17 protein-coding genes and 1 pseudogene are annotated in these 16,713 nt (G+C 36.2%); 7 read left to right on the top strand and 11 right to left on the bottom strand.

The window, feature by feature from the left end:
* Positions 1-154: 154 nt before the first annotated feature.
* The 4 genes and pseudogenes from trpX to HNQ98_RS07410 all read left to right on the top strand — a co-directional run.
* A complete protein-coding gene (gene trpX, locus HNQ98_RS07395; protein ID WP_135197866.1) occupies positions 155-1,159 on the top strand; it encodes a tryptophan ABC transporter substrate-binding protein in 1,005 nt (334 codons plus the stop codon).
* Positions 1,156-2,055, top strand: coding sequence for an ABC transporter permease (locus HNQ98_RS07400; protein ID WP_135197867.1), 900 nt, complete (start codon positions 1,156-1,158; stop codon positions 2,053-2,055). Before trpX ends, HNQ98_RS07400 begins: the two co-directional genes overlap by 4 nt.
* Complete coding sequence (locus tag HNQ98_RS07405) at positions 2,048-2,803, top strand: ABC transporter ATP-binding protein (RefSeq protein WP_135197868.1); 756 nt, start codon at positions 2,048-2,050, stop codon at positions 2,801-2,803. Before HNQ98_RS07400 ends, HNQ98_RS07405 begins: the two co-directional genes overlap by 8 nt.
* Before the next feature lie 116 nt (positions 2,804-2,919).
* Positions 2,920-3,314, top strand: a pseudogene (locus HNQ98_RS07410) (lactate/malate family dehydrogenase); the annotation flags it as partial.
* Positions 3,315-3,382: 68 nt separating this feature from the next.
* Here the strand turns inward: HNQ98_RS07410 and HNQ98_RS07415 are convergent.
* The 5 genes from HNQ98_RS07415 to HNQ98_RS07435 all read right to left on the bottom strand — a co-directional run bounded on the left by HNQ98_RS07415 (position 3,383) and on the right by HNQ98_RS07435 (position 7,165).
* Positions 3,383-3,862 carry a hypothetical protein gene (locus tag HNQ98_RS07415; RefSeq protein ID WP_135197869.1) on the bottom strand — a complete coding sequence of 160 codons (480 nt, stop codon included), beginning with the start codon at positions 3,860-3,862 and terminating at the stop codon, positions 3,383-3,385.
* A complete protein-coding gene (locus tag HNQ98_RS07420) occupies positions 3,859-4,515 on the bottom strand; it encodes an ATP-binding cassette domain-containing protein (RefSeq protein WP_135197870.1) in 657 nt (218 codons plus the stop codon). The genes HNQ98_RS07415 and HNQ98_RS07420 overlap by 4 nt, the downstream gene beginning before the upstream one ends.
* Positions 4,516-4,517: 2 nt before the next feature.
* Positions 4,518-5,180: a hypothetical protein gene (locus HNQ98_RS07425; protein ID WP_135197871.1), complete on the bottom strand. Its 663-nt coding sequence runs from the start codon at positions 5,178-5,180 to the stop codon at positions 4,518-4,520.
* Positions 5,181-5,873: 693 nt separating this feature from the next.
* Positions 5,874-6,671: a hypothetical protein gene (locus HNQ98_RS07430; RefSeq protein ID WP_135197873.1), complete on the bottom strand. Its 798-nt coding sequence runs from the start codon at positions 6,669-6,671 to the stop codon at positions 5,874-5,876.
* A gap of 74 nt (positions 6,672-6,745) precedes the next feature.
* A complete protein-coding gene (locus tag HNQ98_RS07435; protein ID WP_135198208.1) occupies positions 6,746-7,165 on the bottom strand; it encodes a hypothetical protein in 420 nt (139 codons plus the stop codon).
* 449 nt (positions 7,166-7,614) lie between these two features.
* Here HNQ98_RS07435 and HNQ98_RS07440 point away from each other — a divergent pair, with 449 nt between their 5' ends.
* Entirely contained in the window at positions 7,615-8,529 is a 915-nt protein-coding gene (locus tag HNQ98_RS07440; protein WP_135197875.1) for an L-lactate dehydrogenase, read from the top strand.
* Positions 8,530-8,577: 48 nt separating this feature from the next.
* On the opposite strand, the gene HNQ98_RS07445 is transcribed toward HNQ98_RS07440, so the two are convergent.
* Genes HNQ98_RS07445 through HNQ98_RS07455 form a run of 3 tightly spaced genes read right to left on the bottom strand, consistent with a single transcriptional unit; the run spans position 8,578 to position 12,231 of the window.
* Positions 8,578-9,534, bottom strand: a complete 957-nt coding sequence (locus tag HNQ98_RS07445) for an ABC transporter permease (protein WP_135197876.1) — start codon at positions 9,532-9,534, stop codon at positions 8,578-8,580.
* 1 nt (position 9,535) lies between these two features.
* Positions 9,536-10,675, bottom strand: coding sequence for an ABC transporter permease (locus HNQ98_RS07450; protein ID WP_135197877.1), 1,140 nt, complete (start codon positions 10,673-10,675; stop codon positions 9,536-9,538).
* Positions 10,675-12,231 (bottom strand): ABC transporter ATP-binding protein, encoded by a 1,557-nt coding sequence (locus HNQ98_RS07455; RefSeq protein ID WP_135197878.1) that lies wholly within the window; start codon positions 12,229-12,231, stop codon positions 10,675-10,677. The genes HNQ98_RS07450 and HNQ98_RS07455 overlap by 1 nt, the downstream gene beginning before the upstream one ends.
* A 439-nt stretch (positions 12,232-12,670) precedes the next feature.
* Between HNQ98_RS07455 and HNQ98_RS07460 the strand changes: the two genes are divergently transcribed.
* Both HNQ98_RS07460 and HNQ98_RS07465 read left to right on the top strand, forming a co-directional pair.
* Complete coding sequence (locus tag HNQ98_RS07460; RefSeq protein ID WP_014974973.1) at positions 12,671-14,074, top strand: TrkH family potassium uptake protein; 1,404 nt, start codon at positions 12,671-12,673, stop codon at positions 14,072-14,074.
* A gap of 62 nt (positions 14,075-14,136) precedes the next feature.
* Positions 14,137-14,799: a potassium channel family protein gene (locus HNQ98_RS07465; RefSeq protein ID WP_014974974.1), complete on the top strand. Its 663-nt coding sequence runs from the start codon at positions 14,137-14,139 to the stop codon at positions 14,797-14,799.
* A gap of 43 nt (positions 14,800-14,842) precedes the next feature.
* Here HNQ98_RS07465 and HNQ98_RS09345 read toward each other — a convergent pair whose 3' ends face one another.
* The 3 genes from HNQ98_RS09345 to HNQ98_RS07480 all read right to left on the bottom strand — a co-directional run bounded on the left by HNQ98_RS09345 (position 14,843) and on the right by HNQ98_RS07480 (position 16,644).
* Entirely contained in the window at positions 14,843-15,511 is a 669-nt protein-coding gene (locus HNQ98_RS09345; protein WP_135197879.1) for a matrixin family metalloprotease, read from the bottom strand.
* A 176-nt stretch (positions 15,512-15,687) separates the two neighbouring features.
* Entirely contained in the window at positions 15,688-16,107 is a 420-nt protein-coding gene (locus tag HNQ98_RS07475; protein WP_135197880.1) for an OsmC family protein, read from the bottom strand.
* Positions 16,108-16,116: 9 nt separating this feature from the next.
* Positions 16,117-16,644, bottom strand: coding sequence for a PadR family transcriptional regulator (locus HNQ98_RS07480; protein ID WP_135197926.1), 528 nt, complete (start codon positions 16,642-16,644; stop codon positions 16,117-16,119).
* Positions 16,645-16,713: the final 69 nt, after the last annotated feature.

Here is a 16,713-nt window from a genome sequence, read left to right on the forward strand (position 1 = left end):
TGTTTAAAACATTCGTTTTATCCATATCGACGTATTTTGTGCAACATTTGAGTCTGTGTGGAAATATGCCATGCGGACTTTTCTTTTGACCTTGGAAAGCCCTGTGTGGCTAATCAAGGTCAATTTTTATTTTGAAGAAAATGTGGAGAATATTATGAATAAACGCCTTCTATCAACTATTGCTATTATTATTGCATTTCTAGCGGTAGCCTTTGTGATCACGAGTAAGCCCACACAGCAATCACGTACCAAAACATATGTTCCAACTGTGGGTATCTTACAATTAGTCACTCATCCAGCACTTGATGAAATTCATCGTGGTGTCGTTGCTGGCTTGAAATCCCAAGGTTATTCTGGTAACAAAATTAAAATTGATTATCAAAATGCCCAAGCTGATCAGTCCAATTTAAAAACAATGTCACAAAAGTTTACTAATGAAAATGCTGATTTGGCAGTTGGCATTGCAACACCTGCTGCCTTGTCTCTCGCAAAAACGGCTGATGGTAGTAGTCCAGTCATTCTAGCAGGTATTACTGATCCTGCTGGTTCTGGTTTAGTGAAAAGTACAAAACGTCCTGGCAATAATGTGACAGGTACCTCTGGTGATTCACCCTTACAACAACATCTCGGTGTAATCAAAAGAGTTGCTCCTCAAGCTAAAAAATTAGGCATTATTTATACAACATCTGATCATGGTGGTGAATACAATGCTAAAAATATGGAAAAAATAGCCAAAAAAGCTGGTTATGACGTTAAGCTATATACCATTTCAACAACAAATGACATGCAACAAGTTGCTGAAACAATGGCAAATGCCGTCGACGTCGTCTATGCACCACAAGATAATGGTGTAGCAAGTGCCATGAAAACATTAATTAACATCACCAATAAGGAAAAAATACCTGTTATTCCAGCAGTCAATACGATGGTTAAAGATGGTGGTATCGCAACCATTTCAGTCAGTCAATATAATATTGGTTACCAAGCTGGTGTAATGGCTGGCCGTGTCCTTAAAGGTAAAGACACCGCTAACTACCCCGTCAAAACAATTACTGATGGCGATATGACAGTTAACTTAAAACAAGCGAAGTTATTGGGTATTAAACTGCCAACTAGTATGGTAACCGAAGCTGAAAATAAGGGAGAGGTATTCAAATGAGTATGATTGTATCAAGTATTGGACAGGGACTTCTGTGGGCTGTCCTTGGTGTTGCTCTATTCCTAACATTTCGTATTTTAAACTTCCCAGATATGACAGTTGAAGGTTCCTTTCCTCTAGGTGCATCAACAGCGGTTACGATGATTACACATGGAATTAACCCCTTTGCAGCAACTTTAGCTGCCTTCTTCGTTGGAACAATTGCCGGTTTGATTACTGGTTTACTTTATACAAAAGGCAAGATTCCTATTTTACTTGCGGGTATTTTAGTCATGACCGCTTCATTATCTATTAATTTACGAATTATGGGTTCAGCCAATATTTCATTGCTGGATCAAAAATCGATTTTTTCAATCAAAATATTGCAACATCTGCCTAAATATTTTGATTCCGTATTTCTAGGATTTGTTATCATTGTCATTATCACAGCTGGATTAATTTTCTTTTTGCAAACCGAACTAGGACAAGCATTTATTGCTACTGGGGATAATCCTAATATGGCGCAATCCATTGGTATCCAAACAGATCGTATGACCATAATGGGCTTAATGTTATCCAATGGCCTTATTGCCTTAGGTGGTGCAGTTATCGCTCAAAACAATGGCTATGCAGATATTAATATGGGTATTGGTATTATTGTTATTGCCTTAGCCTCAATCATTATTGGTGAAGTTGTTTTTGGTGAATTAACATTGAACGAACGTCTGATAGCTGTTATTATCGGCTCTATCTTATATCGCTTAGTTCTCTTAGTTGTCCTACGACTTGGTTTTTCAACCAACGATGTCAATCTTATCTCAGCAATTGTCTTGGCGGTCGCTATGATATTACCCCAACTACGCCATGCCCTCAAACTCGACAAAGTCATTAAGAAAGGTGTTACCACACATGAGTAAACCAGTTTTTTCTCTCAAAAATGTTGTTGTCACTGTTGGAGATGGCATTCAAATTTTAAAATCAATTAACTTTGATATTTACGATGGTGATTTTATTACTGTGCTTGGCACAAATGGTGCTGGTAAATCAACTTTATTCAATGCCATTGCCGGTAATTTAGCTATTGCATCCGGTGAAATTTTACATCATAATAAAAATATTGCACACGAAACCGCTGTCAAACGCACAGATTATCTTGCACGCGTTTTCCAAGATCCTAAAATGGGTACTGCTCCAAGAATGACTGTCGCTGAGAACTTATTGCTCGCTGAAAAACGCGGTAGTAAGCGCACATTGCGTAACCGTGGTTTGACTCAAGACAAATTAACCCAATACGCTGACATCACTAAAGTAATGGGTAATAACTTAGATAGCCACCTTAATACAGCAACTGGTGATCTATCAGGTGGGCAACGTCAAGCATTGAGCTTTTTAATGGCAACCCGTGTCAAACCAGAACTGCTCCTTTTAGATGAGCATACTGCTGCTTTAGATCCTAAAACATCTGAACAATTAATGCATGCCACAAATGATCAAGTTGAGACACATCATTTAACAGCACTCATGATTACACATAATTTAGCTGATGCACTGAAATATGGTAATCGCCTGATCATTTTAAATGCTGGTAACATTGTACTTGATGTCCGTGATGATGAAAAGCAAGCACTAGACGAATCACAAATATTGAAATACTTTGTCAGTTAGCTTAAATCTATAAAACCGTAGTCATGTTTCACGTGAAACATGACTACGGTTTTAATTTCGTCTAAATATGTGTATAAACTAATTTGTAACACATAATATATTAATAAGGTACTCACATGAGAAAAATAGGTATTGTAGGTATTGGACACGTTGGGGCTACAGTCGCCCATATTATTATTGCGCAAGGTTTGACTGACGAATTAATTTTGGTAGATAAAAACACAGCCAAGCTCGTAGCAGATGAATTGGATTTTCGTGATGCTGCGAGTCTATTGCGCAATCATGGCACTGTTTATGCGGCACTGCTAATGATTTGGCAGATGCAGATCTTGTCATTTCAGCGCTTGGACATATTGACTTAATTAAACCGGGTGGTGATCGATTCACTGAATTAAAAGCGAACACACCTGAAGTACAACAAGTTGGTAATGATTTGAAAAAAGTAGGCTTCAATGGCGTGTTAATTGTTATTTCAAACCCCGTTGATGTCATTACAAGTATGTATCAAAAACAGATTGTTCTTGGCTTAATGATCATAAACTAACGCAATTAAATTTCAACACAACCTCAACATATGCATTAATTAATATTAATTAAATCAAATTTTTTCTGACTATGCTGCACAAAAACTAAATAATATTTAGTTGCTTTGTTTAAAATTGGTGTCGTCATTTCGATTTTATTTGTACCTACAATCAATTTTTTACTATCGTCTATACCATTAGTTTTAAACTCAAGAAAATTATTTGGTGCGTATGGCTGCCCATTTTTTTCAGAATATAGACGAAAAGACTCAACTGGGAACGTCATTTCTGGTTTTTTTACATTGACAGTTAGATTAACCATATATAAGTCAGCATTTTCGTCAACACCATGCTTAACTATTTTCTGATAATGTTTTAATAAGATAATATTTTTATTTAATGATAAATCTGAATTTGCTAAATTAATACTGGACTGATTAATTTCGAAATCAGAATATTTTTTTTGCATAGACAACTTAACTGTAACCAACAACACTAATAAAAAAAATATAACTAGTACTAGATATTTTTTCATAGTATTTGCTCACCTACAATAGTGCCCTCGTTAAATTTAAATATGTGGTCAGAGATTTTATTCAAAAAATATTTATCGTGGCTGGATATCAAAATAGTCTTACCTTTTAGCTTTAAATCGTTAATCATCGCGACAAGAAAATCTTGTCCTGAATCATCTAACGCATTAGTAGGTTCATCAAAAATAAGAATCTTATTATCATTTAAAAGCGCAACTGCTAATGATAATCTTTGTTTCATACCAAGTGAATAGTGCTTAACCTTATCTTTATTATTAGGATCCAACCCGACATATGATAATAGTTGTTGTATATTCATGTCAGCTGTTTCAACCTGATTATTTAATATGTTGAGTAAGGATAAATTTTCTGTAGCTGTTTTATCTCCTAATACACCATATTCTTGAATTGAAAAACCAATATTTTCAGCAAACATAACTTCTTTTCTGATAAATTTTCCTTCAACTATCACGTCACCATTGTTAGGCTTTATAAAACCTAATATTGTTTTAAATGTCAGCGTTTTTCCAGCACCATTGGGACCACTAAAACCATAAACATGATTCTCATAAATTTTTAAATTGACATTGTTCAGTATATTTTTCCTTTTAAATTTTTTATTAACATGACGTAACTCAACAACAATTTGTGACATTTTTATTTCCTTATCTGTGTAAATTCTATGTACCGAATGCAACTAAATAATATGATCATAATTAAAATCAAAATAATTGTGTTAAACAGGTTAATCATTAAATTTGAATCAAAACGACTAAGCATAAATTGAGATAGTATTGGTAATTTATTATTCGCAATTGTCCCCATTGCTAACAATATAGCTATAAAATATGCAATAACTGGCGATAAAAACAAGCTGATCAATGAGAAAATAAATATACTCAGACTACTATTTAAAAATAAAATAACACTAAATAAATAATACTGATTATTCCCAGGTATTAAAATCCATAAAAGCCAAAACAGAAATAACATTTCAGACATGATTTGAAATATACTGAGAATATAAGTACCTAATCCCACACGATTCAACAATGGATACTCTATCTTAACTAATTGGTTGAAACTATCGCCAATGACAGCAACGGGCATTAGCATGATGAAAAACCATTGGATTGGCATGACAAAATCATTTGGTGCTTGTAGCACACCATAGAAGACACCGTAGAATTGTTGCTGATATCTTGCTTGTAGCAGAAGCATCACATAAACTAGCGTGACAATTATAAACTTGATTCGTATTTGTTCCCAATACAACATACGATTCCTTTTTAATAACAAATTATAGTGCTGCTGTGTCATAAATTTATACCAATTTTTAAAAACAACTTATTTGAGTTGTAGATACAATATAAATATACTGGGAAGATAAGCAGATTGAAAATCAATAAACTATTATAACTTTTGGGGTCAATCCACAACCCACGGGAGAAAAATAACGTTGCATGTAAATTTGTAAATAAAAAATTTTCAAAAAAAAGTAGTATGAATCCGAACATTAATCCAACTAATTTATTGAATATGACGGTCAAGAAATTCAACAATAATATTAAAGTAAACATACTCAGAAAATACAATAATAAAAGTATTAAACTAAAAATCACTGTATTCTGCTTCACAACATAGTGATCGTCTTGAATCAACGCATAAAAAATAAGTAAAGATGTCACTGAACCCCATAAAAAAAATAAAGCAATTTTAAAAGAATAAAGCCACACAAATTTTCCCAAAGACTTATTATTAATTAAAATATAGATCTCATGCGCAGTAGGTTTAATGAACATTATTAAAGCCATCACAATCATTAGAGGAATGCCATAATGGACTTGATTTCTAGGATTCTGAATTGTAGTAAAAAAAAGTTCGAATAAATTTTGTTCCGATTTTAGGTGGTTAGTGGCACCCACAATACCGAAAAGACACAAAACAGTCCATGTCATAAAAATTAGCAATTCTGCTATTCGTTGTATACTCGTTTTTTTTCTTGTAAGATATTTACTGATTAACATAACGTTTAACTCCTAATGTAATTGATATACAAATAAATGACATTATGATCATACAGCTAGAAACAACGCGTAGAAAATTTGGTAAGTAAACTGGACTAGAAGCTATGGAGATTAAGTTTGGCGCATAAAATATATTGGGCAAAATTCCTGATATAACAGATAATACAGATACAAATAGAAAACTGGCCGTTACACTCAAAAATTTTTTCCCCGTAAAGCAAGCAATCATAGTCGAAAATAAAGCGTATATTCCACCAAAAAATGACGGTAGTAGCATGTAAAAAACTATAAACAATAATGGATTGGTGTAATATGTATTAGCAAAAAAAGACGTTGTGTTTAACACTGTTAAATTTTCGTTAATAATTAAATTTGGCAATAGGTACGGTAAAAAAAACCACAAAATAGCATAGTTTATTAATAATGGTATAAAAACCGTTACAAATCCACTAAAAAAAGAAATCATCTCAATATTTAATATATATTTTCTTAATGGTTTTTTTTGAACAACATGCCAAATAAAACCAGATTCAACATCATCAATATATATTTGGCTCCCTGATAAACAACACAATAGTGGCAAACTCAAAAATAAGAGCAGTGTTAATGGCCCGGAATCAATTGAAATCCATTTTGTAAATGGTGTAAATAAAAAAGGTGACTGATCTAAAAATGACCAGTTATTTAAAATTGTTGAACCAGCGTGAAAAATAACAATAGCCATGGCAATCATGATACCAATAAAATACTGTTTTAATTTGAATCGATGTACCCAAAAACTCATCTTATTTCCCCCATATGTGTCTTATTATTAGCCATAAAAAAAATCCATGAATGGAATTCACAGATCCTTTTGAATTAATCCGCGTACCAACTACCATCGGCACTGCCGTTGTTTTGAGAATATGCGTTAATAAACGCATTATTACCAGTTCCATACCACTCAACTAATTTATTATAAAGATATACATTGCTGTATGGCCTGACAACATAGCTTCGCCCTTCAGAAACATTAGCGTTACCGGTACGACCAGCTAGATAAGAATGCCCCCAAGCTGTGGCTTTATAAGATGGCACGGACATTTTTGTCGCATATAATTTATATGCTGATGTTGCCCATTTTTGCTGGTTATAGCTCCAATCAGTCGGGCTATTCCATCTAAATTCTTGATGACCAGTATAAATATTTTCTGCTGATACATTAACATTTGGTGATGTTAATAAAAATCCTGTAGCCAATACTGTGGCACCCATTGTAGTTAAACAAAGTTTTGTCACTCTATTCACTAAAAATATAATATTACAGGTTAATATAAAACCTGTCAATAAGAACTTAATTTTTTATCAAATCAAAGCATATTATAAAATATACTATGCAATTTGCAATCACGTGATCAGTCAAGATTTAATTGTTGTCACACGCAACAATATCTTGATCCTTCATAGTGCGTCATGATACGTGGTTAGTTTTGATCTTTATATAAGTCGACAGCTAGTGTTCATACTTGCGATGTATTATCCTTTGAGTACAAAAATAAGGCAACGACCAAACCACCAGAAATAGCCATAGCCACAACTGCATTCCGTTTAGCTGACATACCTGCGTATTGCTCATAAATCTATAAAACCGTAGTCATTTTCACGTGAAACATGACTGCGGTTTTAATTCTGTCTAAATATGTGTATAATCTAATTTATAACACATAATATATTAATGAGGTACTCACATGAGAAAAATAGGTATTGTTGGTATTGGACACGTTGGTGCAACTGTCGCACATATCATTATCGCGCAAGGTTTAGCAGATGAACTTGTTTTAGTTGACAAGAATCCAAATAAATTAGCAGCGGAAGAACTCGATTTTCGTGATGCAGCTAGTTTACTTAATCATCACGTTTATGTTCATGCTGGTACGGCCAAAGATTTATCAGATGCTGAAGTTGTTATTTCTGCACTTGGGCATATTGAATTAATCGAACCTGGTGGTGATCGCTTTACTGAATTAAAAGCGAACACACCTGAAGTGCAACAGGTTGGTGCTGATTTGCAATATGTCGGTTTCAATGGTGTCTTAATTGTTATTTCTAATCCTGTCGATGTTATTACAGGTATCTACCAAAAAGCCACTGGTCTACCGGCAAATCAAGTTTTTGGTACAGGCACTTACTTGGATACTGCGCGTTTAAAGCGCGCACTTGGTGATGCCCTGCATGTTGACCCTCGTAGTATTAATGGCTATATGTTGGGCGAGCACGGTAATTCACAATTTGCCGCTTGGTCTACCGTTAATATCCTTGGTAAGACGGCCGAAGATTTAGTTTCATATTACAATCTTGATTTAGATCAGGTTGCTGAAGCAGCACGTATTGGTGGTTTTACTGTCTTTGATGGTAAAAAATATACGAACTTTGCAATTGCTCATGCTGCTGTATCATTAGCTCAGCTAGTATTGTCTGACGCACACAAAGAAGCCATCGTTTCACATTACGATGATCGTTTCAATGGTTACATCTCAACGCCTGCTGTAATTGGCCGTAATGGTATATCAGCCGAGTTTGATTTACCATTAACTGATGATGAAAAAGCTTTATTACAGAAATCAGCTGATGCTATCGCTGAAAATACAAAAGCTTATTTGTAACCACTAAAAAAACGAATCATATGATTCGTTTTTTTTTACAAATACTCGCTAAGCTGCTTTAATATAATTCACACCATCAGCCTTAGGTGCTTTTGTCTTACCAAAGAAGAACACAAGAACAATAATAGTGAATACATATGGTGCAATTTGCAACCAAATTGATGGTACATTATTCAAACCTGGTAACTGTGCACCAATCACTGCAAGCGACTGTGATAGACCAAAGAATAATGAAGCGCCTAGCGCGCCAATTGGATTCCAACGGCCAAAAATCATTGCCGCCATTGCCATAAATCCTTGTCCTACAATCGTGCTAGCGGAATAATTCAGGGAAATTGATTGCGCAACAACTGCGCCACCGATACCACCGAGTAAGCCAGAAAGCATAACACCAGAATAACGTAGACGCGCAACATTTAAGCCTAAAGTATCTGCCGCTTGTGGATTTTCACCAACAGAACGTAAGCGCAAACCAAACTTTGTTTTGAAAATAATATACCATGAAGCCACCGCTACTAGAATGGCTAACCAAGCTGGGCCTGATGTTTTTTCAAAAAATAATTGTCCAAGTACAGGAATTTTCGATAATCCAGGTACAGTGGTATAACCAAAATCTTGGGTAATTGGTTCTGTCTGTCCCTTCCCGTATAAGACTTTGATTAAGAACACACCCAACGCAGGTGCCATTAAATTAATAACAGTACCCGAAATAATATGATCAGCACGTAAGGTCACAGTCGCCACAGCATGTAAAAGTGAGAATACTAGCCCAACGACGGCACCAGCAAGTAGGCTTAACCATGGTGTTGCAGCACCAAATTGATCAGCAAAAGTTAAATTAAACACAACAGATGCAAAGGCGCCCATCCCCATGATACCTTCTAAACCAACGTTAACAACACCGGAACGTTCAGAAAACGTGCCACCAATCGACGTAAATATCAGTGGTGCCGAATAAACCAATGTACTAGATATAACAAGTGATAACATTGCCATTAATGACATCTTATTCACCGCCTTTCTGATGACTATTGTCTTTTTTGGATGTTGTATTCGCAGCTTTCTTATTCGCTGTAGCAACCGCAGCTTTTTCATCCATGGCACTCACGCGTGCCTGCATGACCATAATTAAGTAACGTGCACCAACAAAGAAAATAATGGATGCTGTCACGATGTCAACTAATTCAAAAGGAACCCCTGATGTCATTGGCATACCTAATCCACCAATTTTTAACACGGAGAAAATTGCGGCAGCACCAAGTACACCGAGGTATGAACCACCACCTAACAAGGCAACAGCCATCCCGTCAAAACCAATAGCCGGTGAACCGTTTTGTGTGAAGAAGTTCAAGTAATTACCTAAGCCTTCGATGGTTCCAGCTAAACCAGCCAAACCACCAGACATCGTCATAGCAATCACTGCGTTTCTTTTGGCTGACATACCAGCATATCGAGCTGCATCTGGGTTTAACCCCACGGAGCGAATTTCAAAGCCAAGTGTTGTTTTTGTCATAATAAACCAAACAACAATAGTCATAATGAAAGCAATAAAAATACCAGTAGAAATACTTGATCCTTGCGTAATATCCGTTAACCACTTGACCTGCAATGAAGCATTAGAGCCAACTTGCTTAGTTGTTTCAGCAGATTCCTTAATCGTCTTCGACATGGTATTTTGTAAAATATCATTACCTAAGAATAATAAGATATAGTTCATCATAATAGTGACAATCACTTCACTAGCACCAAATTGTGCGCGTAACCAACCTGGAATAGCACCTGCTAGACCACCTAAAGCCGTACCTAGAATCAAGACACTAGGTATCATGAGATAAGCTGGCATGTCTGGAAAACTTAATGCATACCAAACCGAGCCAACCCAACCAGCCAAAGCTTGACCAGATAAACCAATGTTGAAAAATCCTGCCGTTTGCGCGATAGTAAAGCCTAACGCCGTCAATATCAGTGGTGTCATTTGTGTAAAGACACCACCAATATTTTGCATAGAACCAAAAGCCGAACCGATTAATGCGACATAACCCGAAATTGGATTATAACCAAATACTAACATGATAATAGCGCCCACTATTAATCCAAAAAGGATTGAAAATAGCGCAATAGATAATGAGTTTTTTTGTACAGTCATTACGCATCTACCTCTTCTTTAAGTGCTGCGCGAGCATCGGCTAAGCTCATCCCCGTCATCAACAAACCTAACTCTTGTTTATTAGTATCTTTAGCATTAACAATACCAACAATTTGACCGGCATTAATCACTGCAATACGATCAGATAAATTCAATATCTCATCAAGTTCAAAACTAACTACCAACACTGCCTTACCCGCATCGCGCTGTTTAATGAGTCTATGATGAATATATTCAATGGCCCCAACATCTAAACCACGTGTTGGTTGGGCAGCAATGACTAGTTCATTATCACGATTAAGTTCACGCGCAATAACTGCTTTTTGCTGGTTTCCACCAGACATCGAGCCAGCAAGCACATCAATGCCTGCTGCACGAACGTCGAATTCTGAAACCAACTTGTTAGCCAGCTTATCCATTTCAGCTTGTTGCAATACCCCACCTTTTGAAATAGGTGATTTATAGTATGTTTGCAATGCCAAATTTTCAGACAAGGTCATGTCAATTTCCATCCCAAAACGTAAACGATCTTCCGGAATATGACCAACACCTGCTTCTGTGATTTGTCGCGGCTTTTTATTGGTAATATCCTTACCTTGAAGCACAACTGAACCGGCTTGTATTTTTGTTAGTCCGGTAATACCTTGAATTAACTGTGTTTGACCATTACCATCAATACCGGCAATACCAACGATTTCACCCGCTTTCACTGTTAGCGAGAAATCTTTGACAGCAGCGATACCTCGTGAATCTTGAACTTCAAGATTCTTAATGTTGAGTATTGTATTACCTGTCACAGCATCGGCTTTTTCTGTTTTAAAGCTCACCTCGCGACCAACCATTAAATCAGCAAGTGCTTGTGATGATACCCCAGCAACAGGGAAAGTATCGATTGATTTTCCAGAGCGAATCACTGTAACAGTATCAGCTGCTGCTCGGATTTCATCCAATTTGTGAGTAATTAAAACAATTGATTTACCTTCTTTTGCCAAATTATGCAAAATAGTAATTAATTCGTCAATTTCTTGTGGTGTCAAAACAGCCGTTGGCTCATCAAAAATCAAAATGTCAGCACCACGATATAATGTCTTTAAAATTTCGACACGTTGTTGTTGTCCAACAGAAATATCTGAAATTTTAGCGTAAGGGTCAACTTGTAAGCCATACCGTTCAGACAATTGCTGAATTTTTAATGCTGCTGTCTTAGTATCTAATGACAACCCTTTGGTGACTTCAGATCCTAAAATAATATTTTCTGTTACGGTAAAAGCATCAATCAACATAAAATGTTGATGAACCATGCCGATGCCCAAAGCGTCTGACTTAGATGGTGAATCAACTTGTACGGCTTTTCCATTAATCAAAATATCTCCTGAGGTTGGTTGTAGTAACCCCGTTAAAATATTCATCAAAGTAGATTTTCCAGCACCGTTCTCACCAAGTAACGCGTGAATTTCACCTTGTTGGACTTGCAAATTAATGTCATCATTGGCTGCAAAATCGCCGAATTTCTTGACGATATGTCGCATCTCAATGACTGGTGTTGATTCGGTCATATGTTCTTTGCTTCTTTCGTTTGAATTTCAAAAAAATCCGCGGACAAGGCTGTTCGCGGATTTTCCTTTATATTATATTATAACATGATTCGCAAAATCCAGATGTATAATCTCCTAAAATCTCATCAGTTATTCTACTACTTTAAATTATCTCGTAAATTGGAGGCTATCTAATACTGTACTATATAAATTTTATCCATAATTTGTATAATTATATAGTTAGTATGTTATCTTAATAGAGCATACAAATAAAACAGAGTGACAAGCGATTTTATAATTGAATTCTCAGATTAAATCACGACAGTCTCAACAGCAAAAAATATACTCTGCCAATATGAATGACTACCTCATACACTTCAATTTTATACAGTGTATAATGTAACAAAGAACGTTATAATAGGTAATCTACATACATTTAGAAGGTAATACTAATCTCACTATGTCACGGAAAATTGAACTCCCTACACCAGCGGAGATGAAAAAATTTCATAATCAATCCCAGCGCCATACCTTTTGGTCGCGTATTTCTATGCCCCAACGCTTAACGCTTGGATTTTTAACTGTCATTTCATTTGGTGCCTTGTTACTTATGTTGCCATTTAGTTATAATGGCTCAGCTAGCCATAGTTTCATGGACGCACTATTCACTGCCACTTCAGCAGCTTCAGTCACCGGGTTAACGGTCGTCGATACAACAACCCATTGGACTGTATTTGGTCAAATTGTCATTATGATCTTAATTGAAATAGGCGCGCTGGGCTTCATGTCGTTTTCTGTTTTACTCTTCACAGCAACACGACGACAAATGGATTTGCGTAGCAAAATGATGGTACAAGAAGTATATAGTTTAGAGAGTTTGTACGATACTCGTGTCGTATTTGGTTACGTGATTAAATTATCCGTTATTATTCAAATTGTTGGTGCACTACTCTTATCGCCCTTTTTTATAACTGAATTTGGCATCAAACGTGGCGCATTTTATGCAGTTTTTCACGCTATTTCAGCCTTTGGAAATGCCGGATTTACTATTTTACCGCATGGTAGTAATGCCTATATTAACCAACCTTGGATTTTATTTATCCTTGCTGGTTTGGTGGTTGCTGGCTCTCTTGGCTTCCTTGTATGGCGAGATCTATTAGTCTATCGTCATACTCGTCGGCTCACATTACACTCCAAACTTGCACTCGTTATGACTGGTAGTTTAATTTTGGGTGGCTGGTTGCTCTTTGAATTAACTGAAAAAAATTTAGCTATTGCTTCTGATGTTTCACCATTAAATCGTGTTGCGAATACTTTGTTTATGTCTATATCGTACCGTACAGCTGGTTTTACACAATTTAGTTTTAGCCAAATGGCTCCAGCTACTATCCTGCTCACAATTATGCTGATGTATGTCGGTGGCACACCTGGTTCAACAGCGGGCGGGATCAAGACAACTACACTGGGTGTACTACTATTAAAAACAACAGCTGCGCTACGTGGCAAAACTAACGTGACTTTTGCCCATCGTCGACTCACACAAGAAAACATCACTCGTTCCTTATTGCTTGTTTTTGTTTCATTAGTTTTTCTTGGCATCCTGTCCTTTTTACTCATGTTAACGCAAGGTACGGATTCTAAATTTGGGCTCGAATATATTATATTTGAAGTCGTTAGCGCATTTGCTACCGCAGGATTAACTTTAGGGCTAACACCACATTTAAATATTTTTGGGCAAATCGTCATTATGTTGACTATGTTTATTGGCCGTGTAGGTATCTATACTGTTATGTTTTCAGTATTAAATGTCCACAGCGACCATGCCCCCTATAAATATCCCGAAGAATCTGTTATTATTGGCTAATCTATTTTGAAAGGAGCTACATGTCACTGAGTTATTAAAAGACCAGGTGACATCAAACTATCATGAAACAGACATATGCTATTATTGGACTCGGCCGTTTCGGTGGTGCCCTACTAGAAACTCTTGTTGCTAACGGACAAGATGTCCTAGGTATTGATATAAATGAGGAAAATGTCAATGACTACCGAGATATTGCGACACAGGTTGTTATTGCTGATGCCCAAGAAGATGATGTCCTTAGAAAGCTAGACATTGGTAGCTTTGACCATGTGGTAATTGCCATTGGTCACAACATGCAAGCAAGCATTTTAGCGACAATTAATGCTAAAGATCTTGGTGCCAAAAATGTGATTGCCAAAGCCGAAAACAAAATACATCTCCGTGTGCTCACAAAAATCGGTGCTGATTTAGTCGTGCAGCCCGAACGTGAAATGGGTGAACGTGTCGGACGAAAACTCTTGGCGCCAAATATGTTGAATTTCATCGAACTATCAGATGAGTATTCTATGGCTGAAGTGCAAGTCGTTAATCCACAATTTGCTGGTAAAACAATTTCTGAACTTAATATTCATAAAAAATTCGGCTTGAATGTCATCGCCGTTCGGCATGAAGGTGAAGTTCTTGTTGCACCTAAAGCCAGTTATCGTATCCATGATAAAGACATTCTATCTGTTGTTGGACCAAAGGATATGGTCGATGATTTTGACCAAATGACAAATAATTAAATCATGACAATCAAAAAGGCAGCTATATGATATAGTTGCCTTTTTAATCATTATAGAGTGCTTTAAGTCGGTCAATATCAACTTTTTGGATGCCATACTCAGAGCCTTGCGCTTGCATAACAGACACGCGATCGGATACATGATCTAATCCAAGGGCATGCCCTAATTCATGTTCAGCCGTGTTAACTTTTCTGGTTTCCGAATACCGATCTAGATAATATGTATTTAATTTAGTCACAACTGATGTCATCACTTTTTTTCCTGTTACTGGGTTAACTAAAAATTGATTTTCTGACACACCAGCCTGTGATGTGTCACTACGATTTTCAGTTGTTAACACAATATCAGCCTGATTTCTCTCAGTAACCTTCACCAATGTCAGCACTTTTACTGCATTCCAATTATCAAAAGCTTGATGCCAAGCTACTGAGTATAACGGCATACTACTTTCAGAAACATCAAAATAGACTTTTAATGTTTTTTTTGGCCATATAGCACCGTCTAAATGTGTCACATCATGGCTTGTGGTTGTTGAGCTAGTATAACTTGATGTGCTATCTTTCGGTTCACCAGGTGAATCTAAAAGTACCTGCCATTGCTGAATTTTATTATTGAGCCAAATTTGGCCTTCTGTTATTTTACTCGGATTATAAACTAAGTAAATCACAATCCCTAATAATAGTGCTAGTTTAATTATTCTTGAAAATTTCACCTCGCATCCTCCTATAGTTATTGTTTAGTATCGCCTTTTAATTATACACATGTAAGATTAAAGCAACCTTAACTAACTATTAGTAAGATAATAGCAATTGAAACATCATCCTAATCAAAAAGCTGCTGGTGGTTAACCAACAGCTTTTTGATTTACTAAAATAACTGAATTGTACTTTAATTTAGACTATCAACTAAAGAAATACTCACATTATCGTTACCCATTAGTAATTTTGAAACAGGACAACGACGCTCGGCAATTGACAAAATTTCTTCTGCTTCTTGAGCACTCACATGTGGTATTTTTACCTGAACATGCACGATAAACTGAAATCCTTCCGTATCTCGAATCATATCAATTGCGACACGTACAATGCTCTGATGTGTCAGTTGACGACGCTTCTCTTCTGCTTCAATTGTCGCATTTAAACAAGTTGAGAAAGATGCAGCTAATAACTGTTCTGGGTTCGTGCCTGCTTGGTCACTCAGTGGCCCACTAGTCACAACATCGAGATCATGACTAGTAATTGTCTTGACATGCCCTATTAAACCATCAGTATTTTCAACTTCAGTATGATACAATGCTTGTTCTGTCATCGTAAACACCTATTCTGTCCCATTTTTGTACTGTGCTAAGGTATCATTTAGCACGGCCAAGGTTGACTTATAGTAAGCAATCCCATAATTAAACGCAATTTTTTGAGTGGTCGTCATACCACTGCCCACCCATTGATTTAATTGCTCTTTTAAATTAACTAATTTAGCCGACTTCCGAGCAATTTCTTCCTTAATAAAGGCTATCACTTGTTCTTCTGGTAACTGTTCACTAAAATACAATCTCATTAGAAAATCAGATTTCAGTACTTCATCAGAAGTTGGTTTTAAAAGTGCTACTGAAAAAACTTTTTCTCCCGCTGGTGTAATAGAATAAACATTTTTATTTGGTTTGTCTGTCTGTGCAACTTGCTCTTTACTGACTAATCCCTCAATTTCTAGTTTCTTCAATGTTGGATAAATCATCCCAAAGGTACCATCAAAAAAATGGTTCAATCGCGTTTGAAAAATGTCATTGATTTCGTAACCAGTATGCGGACCATCTTGTAAAATACCTAAAATGATCTCTTTGCCTTTCATTGTCACAATGATGGCCTCCAATTTGTATGTTACCTAACATTATACACTACGTTAATATAACATACATCA

It is taken from the genome of Leuconostoc carnosum (genome assembly GCF_014207505.1).
Taxonomy (GTDB): Bacteria; Bacillota; Bacilli; order Lactobacillales; family Lactobacillaceae; genus Leuconostoc; species Leuconostoc carnosum.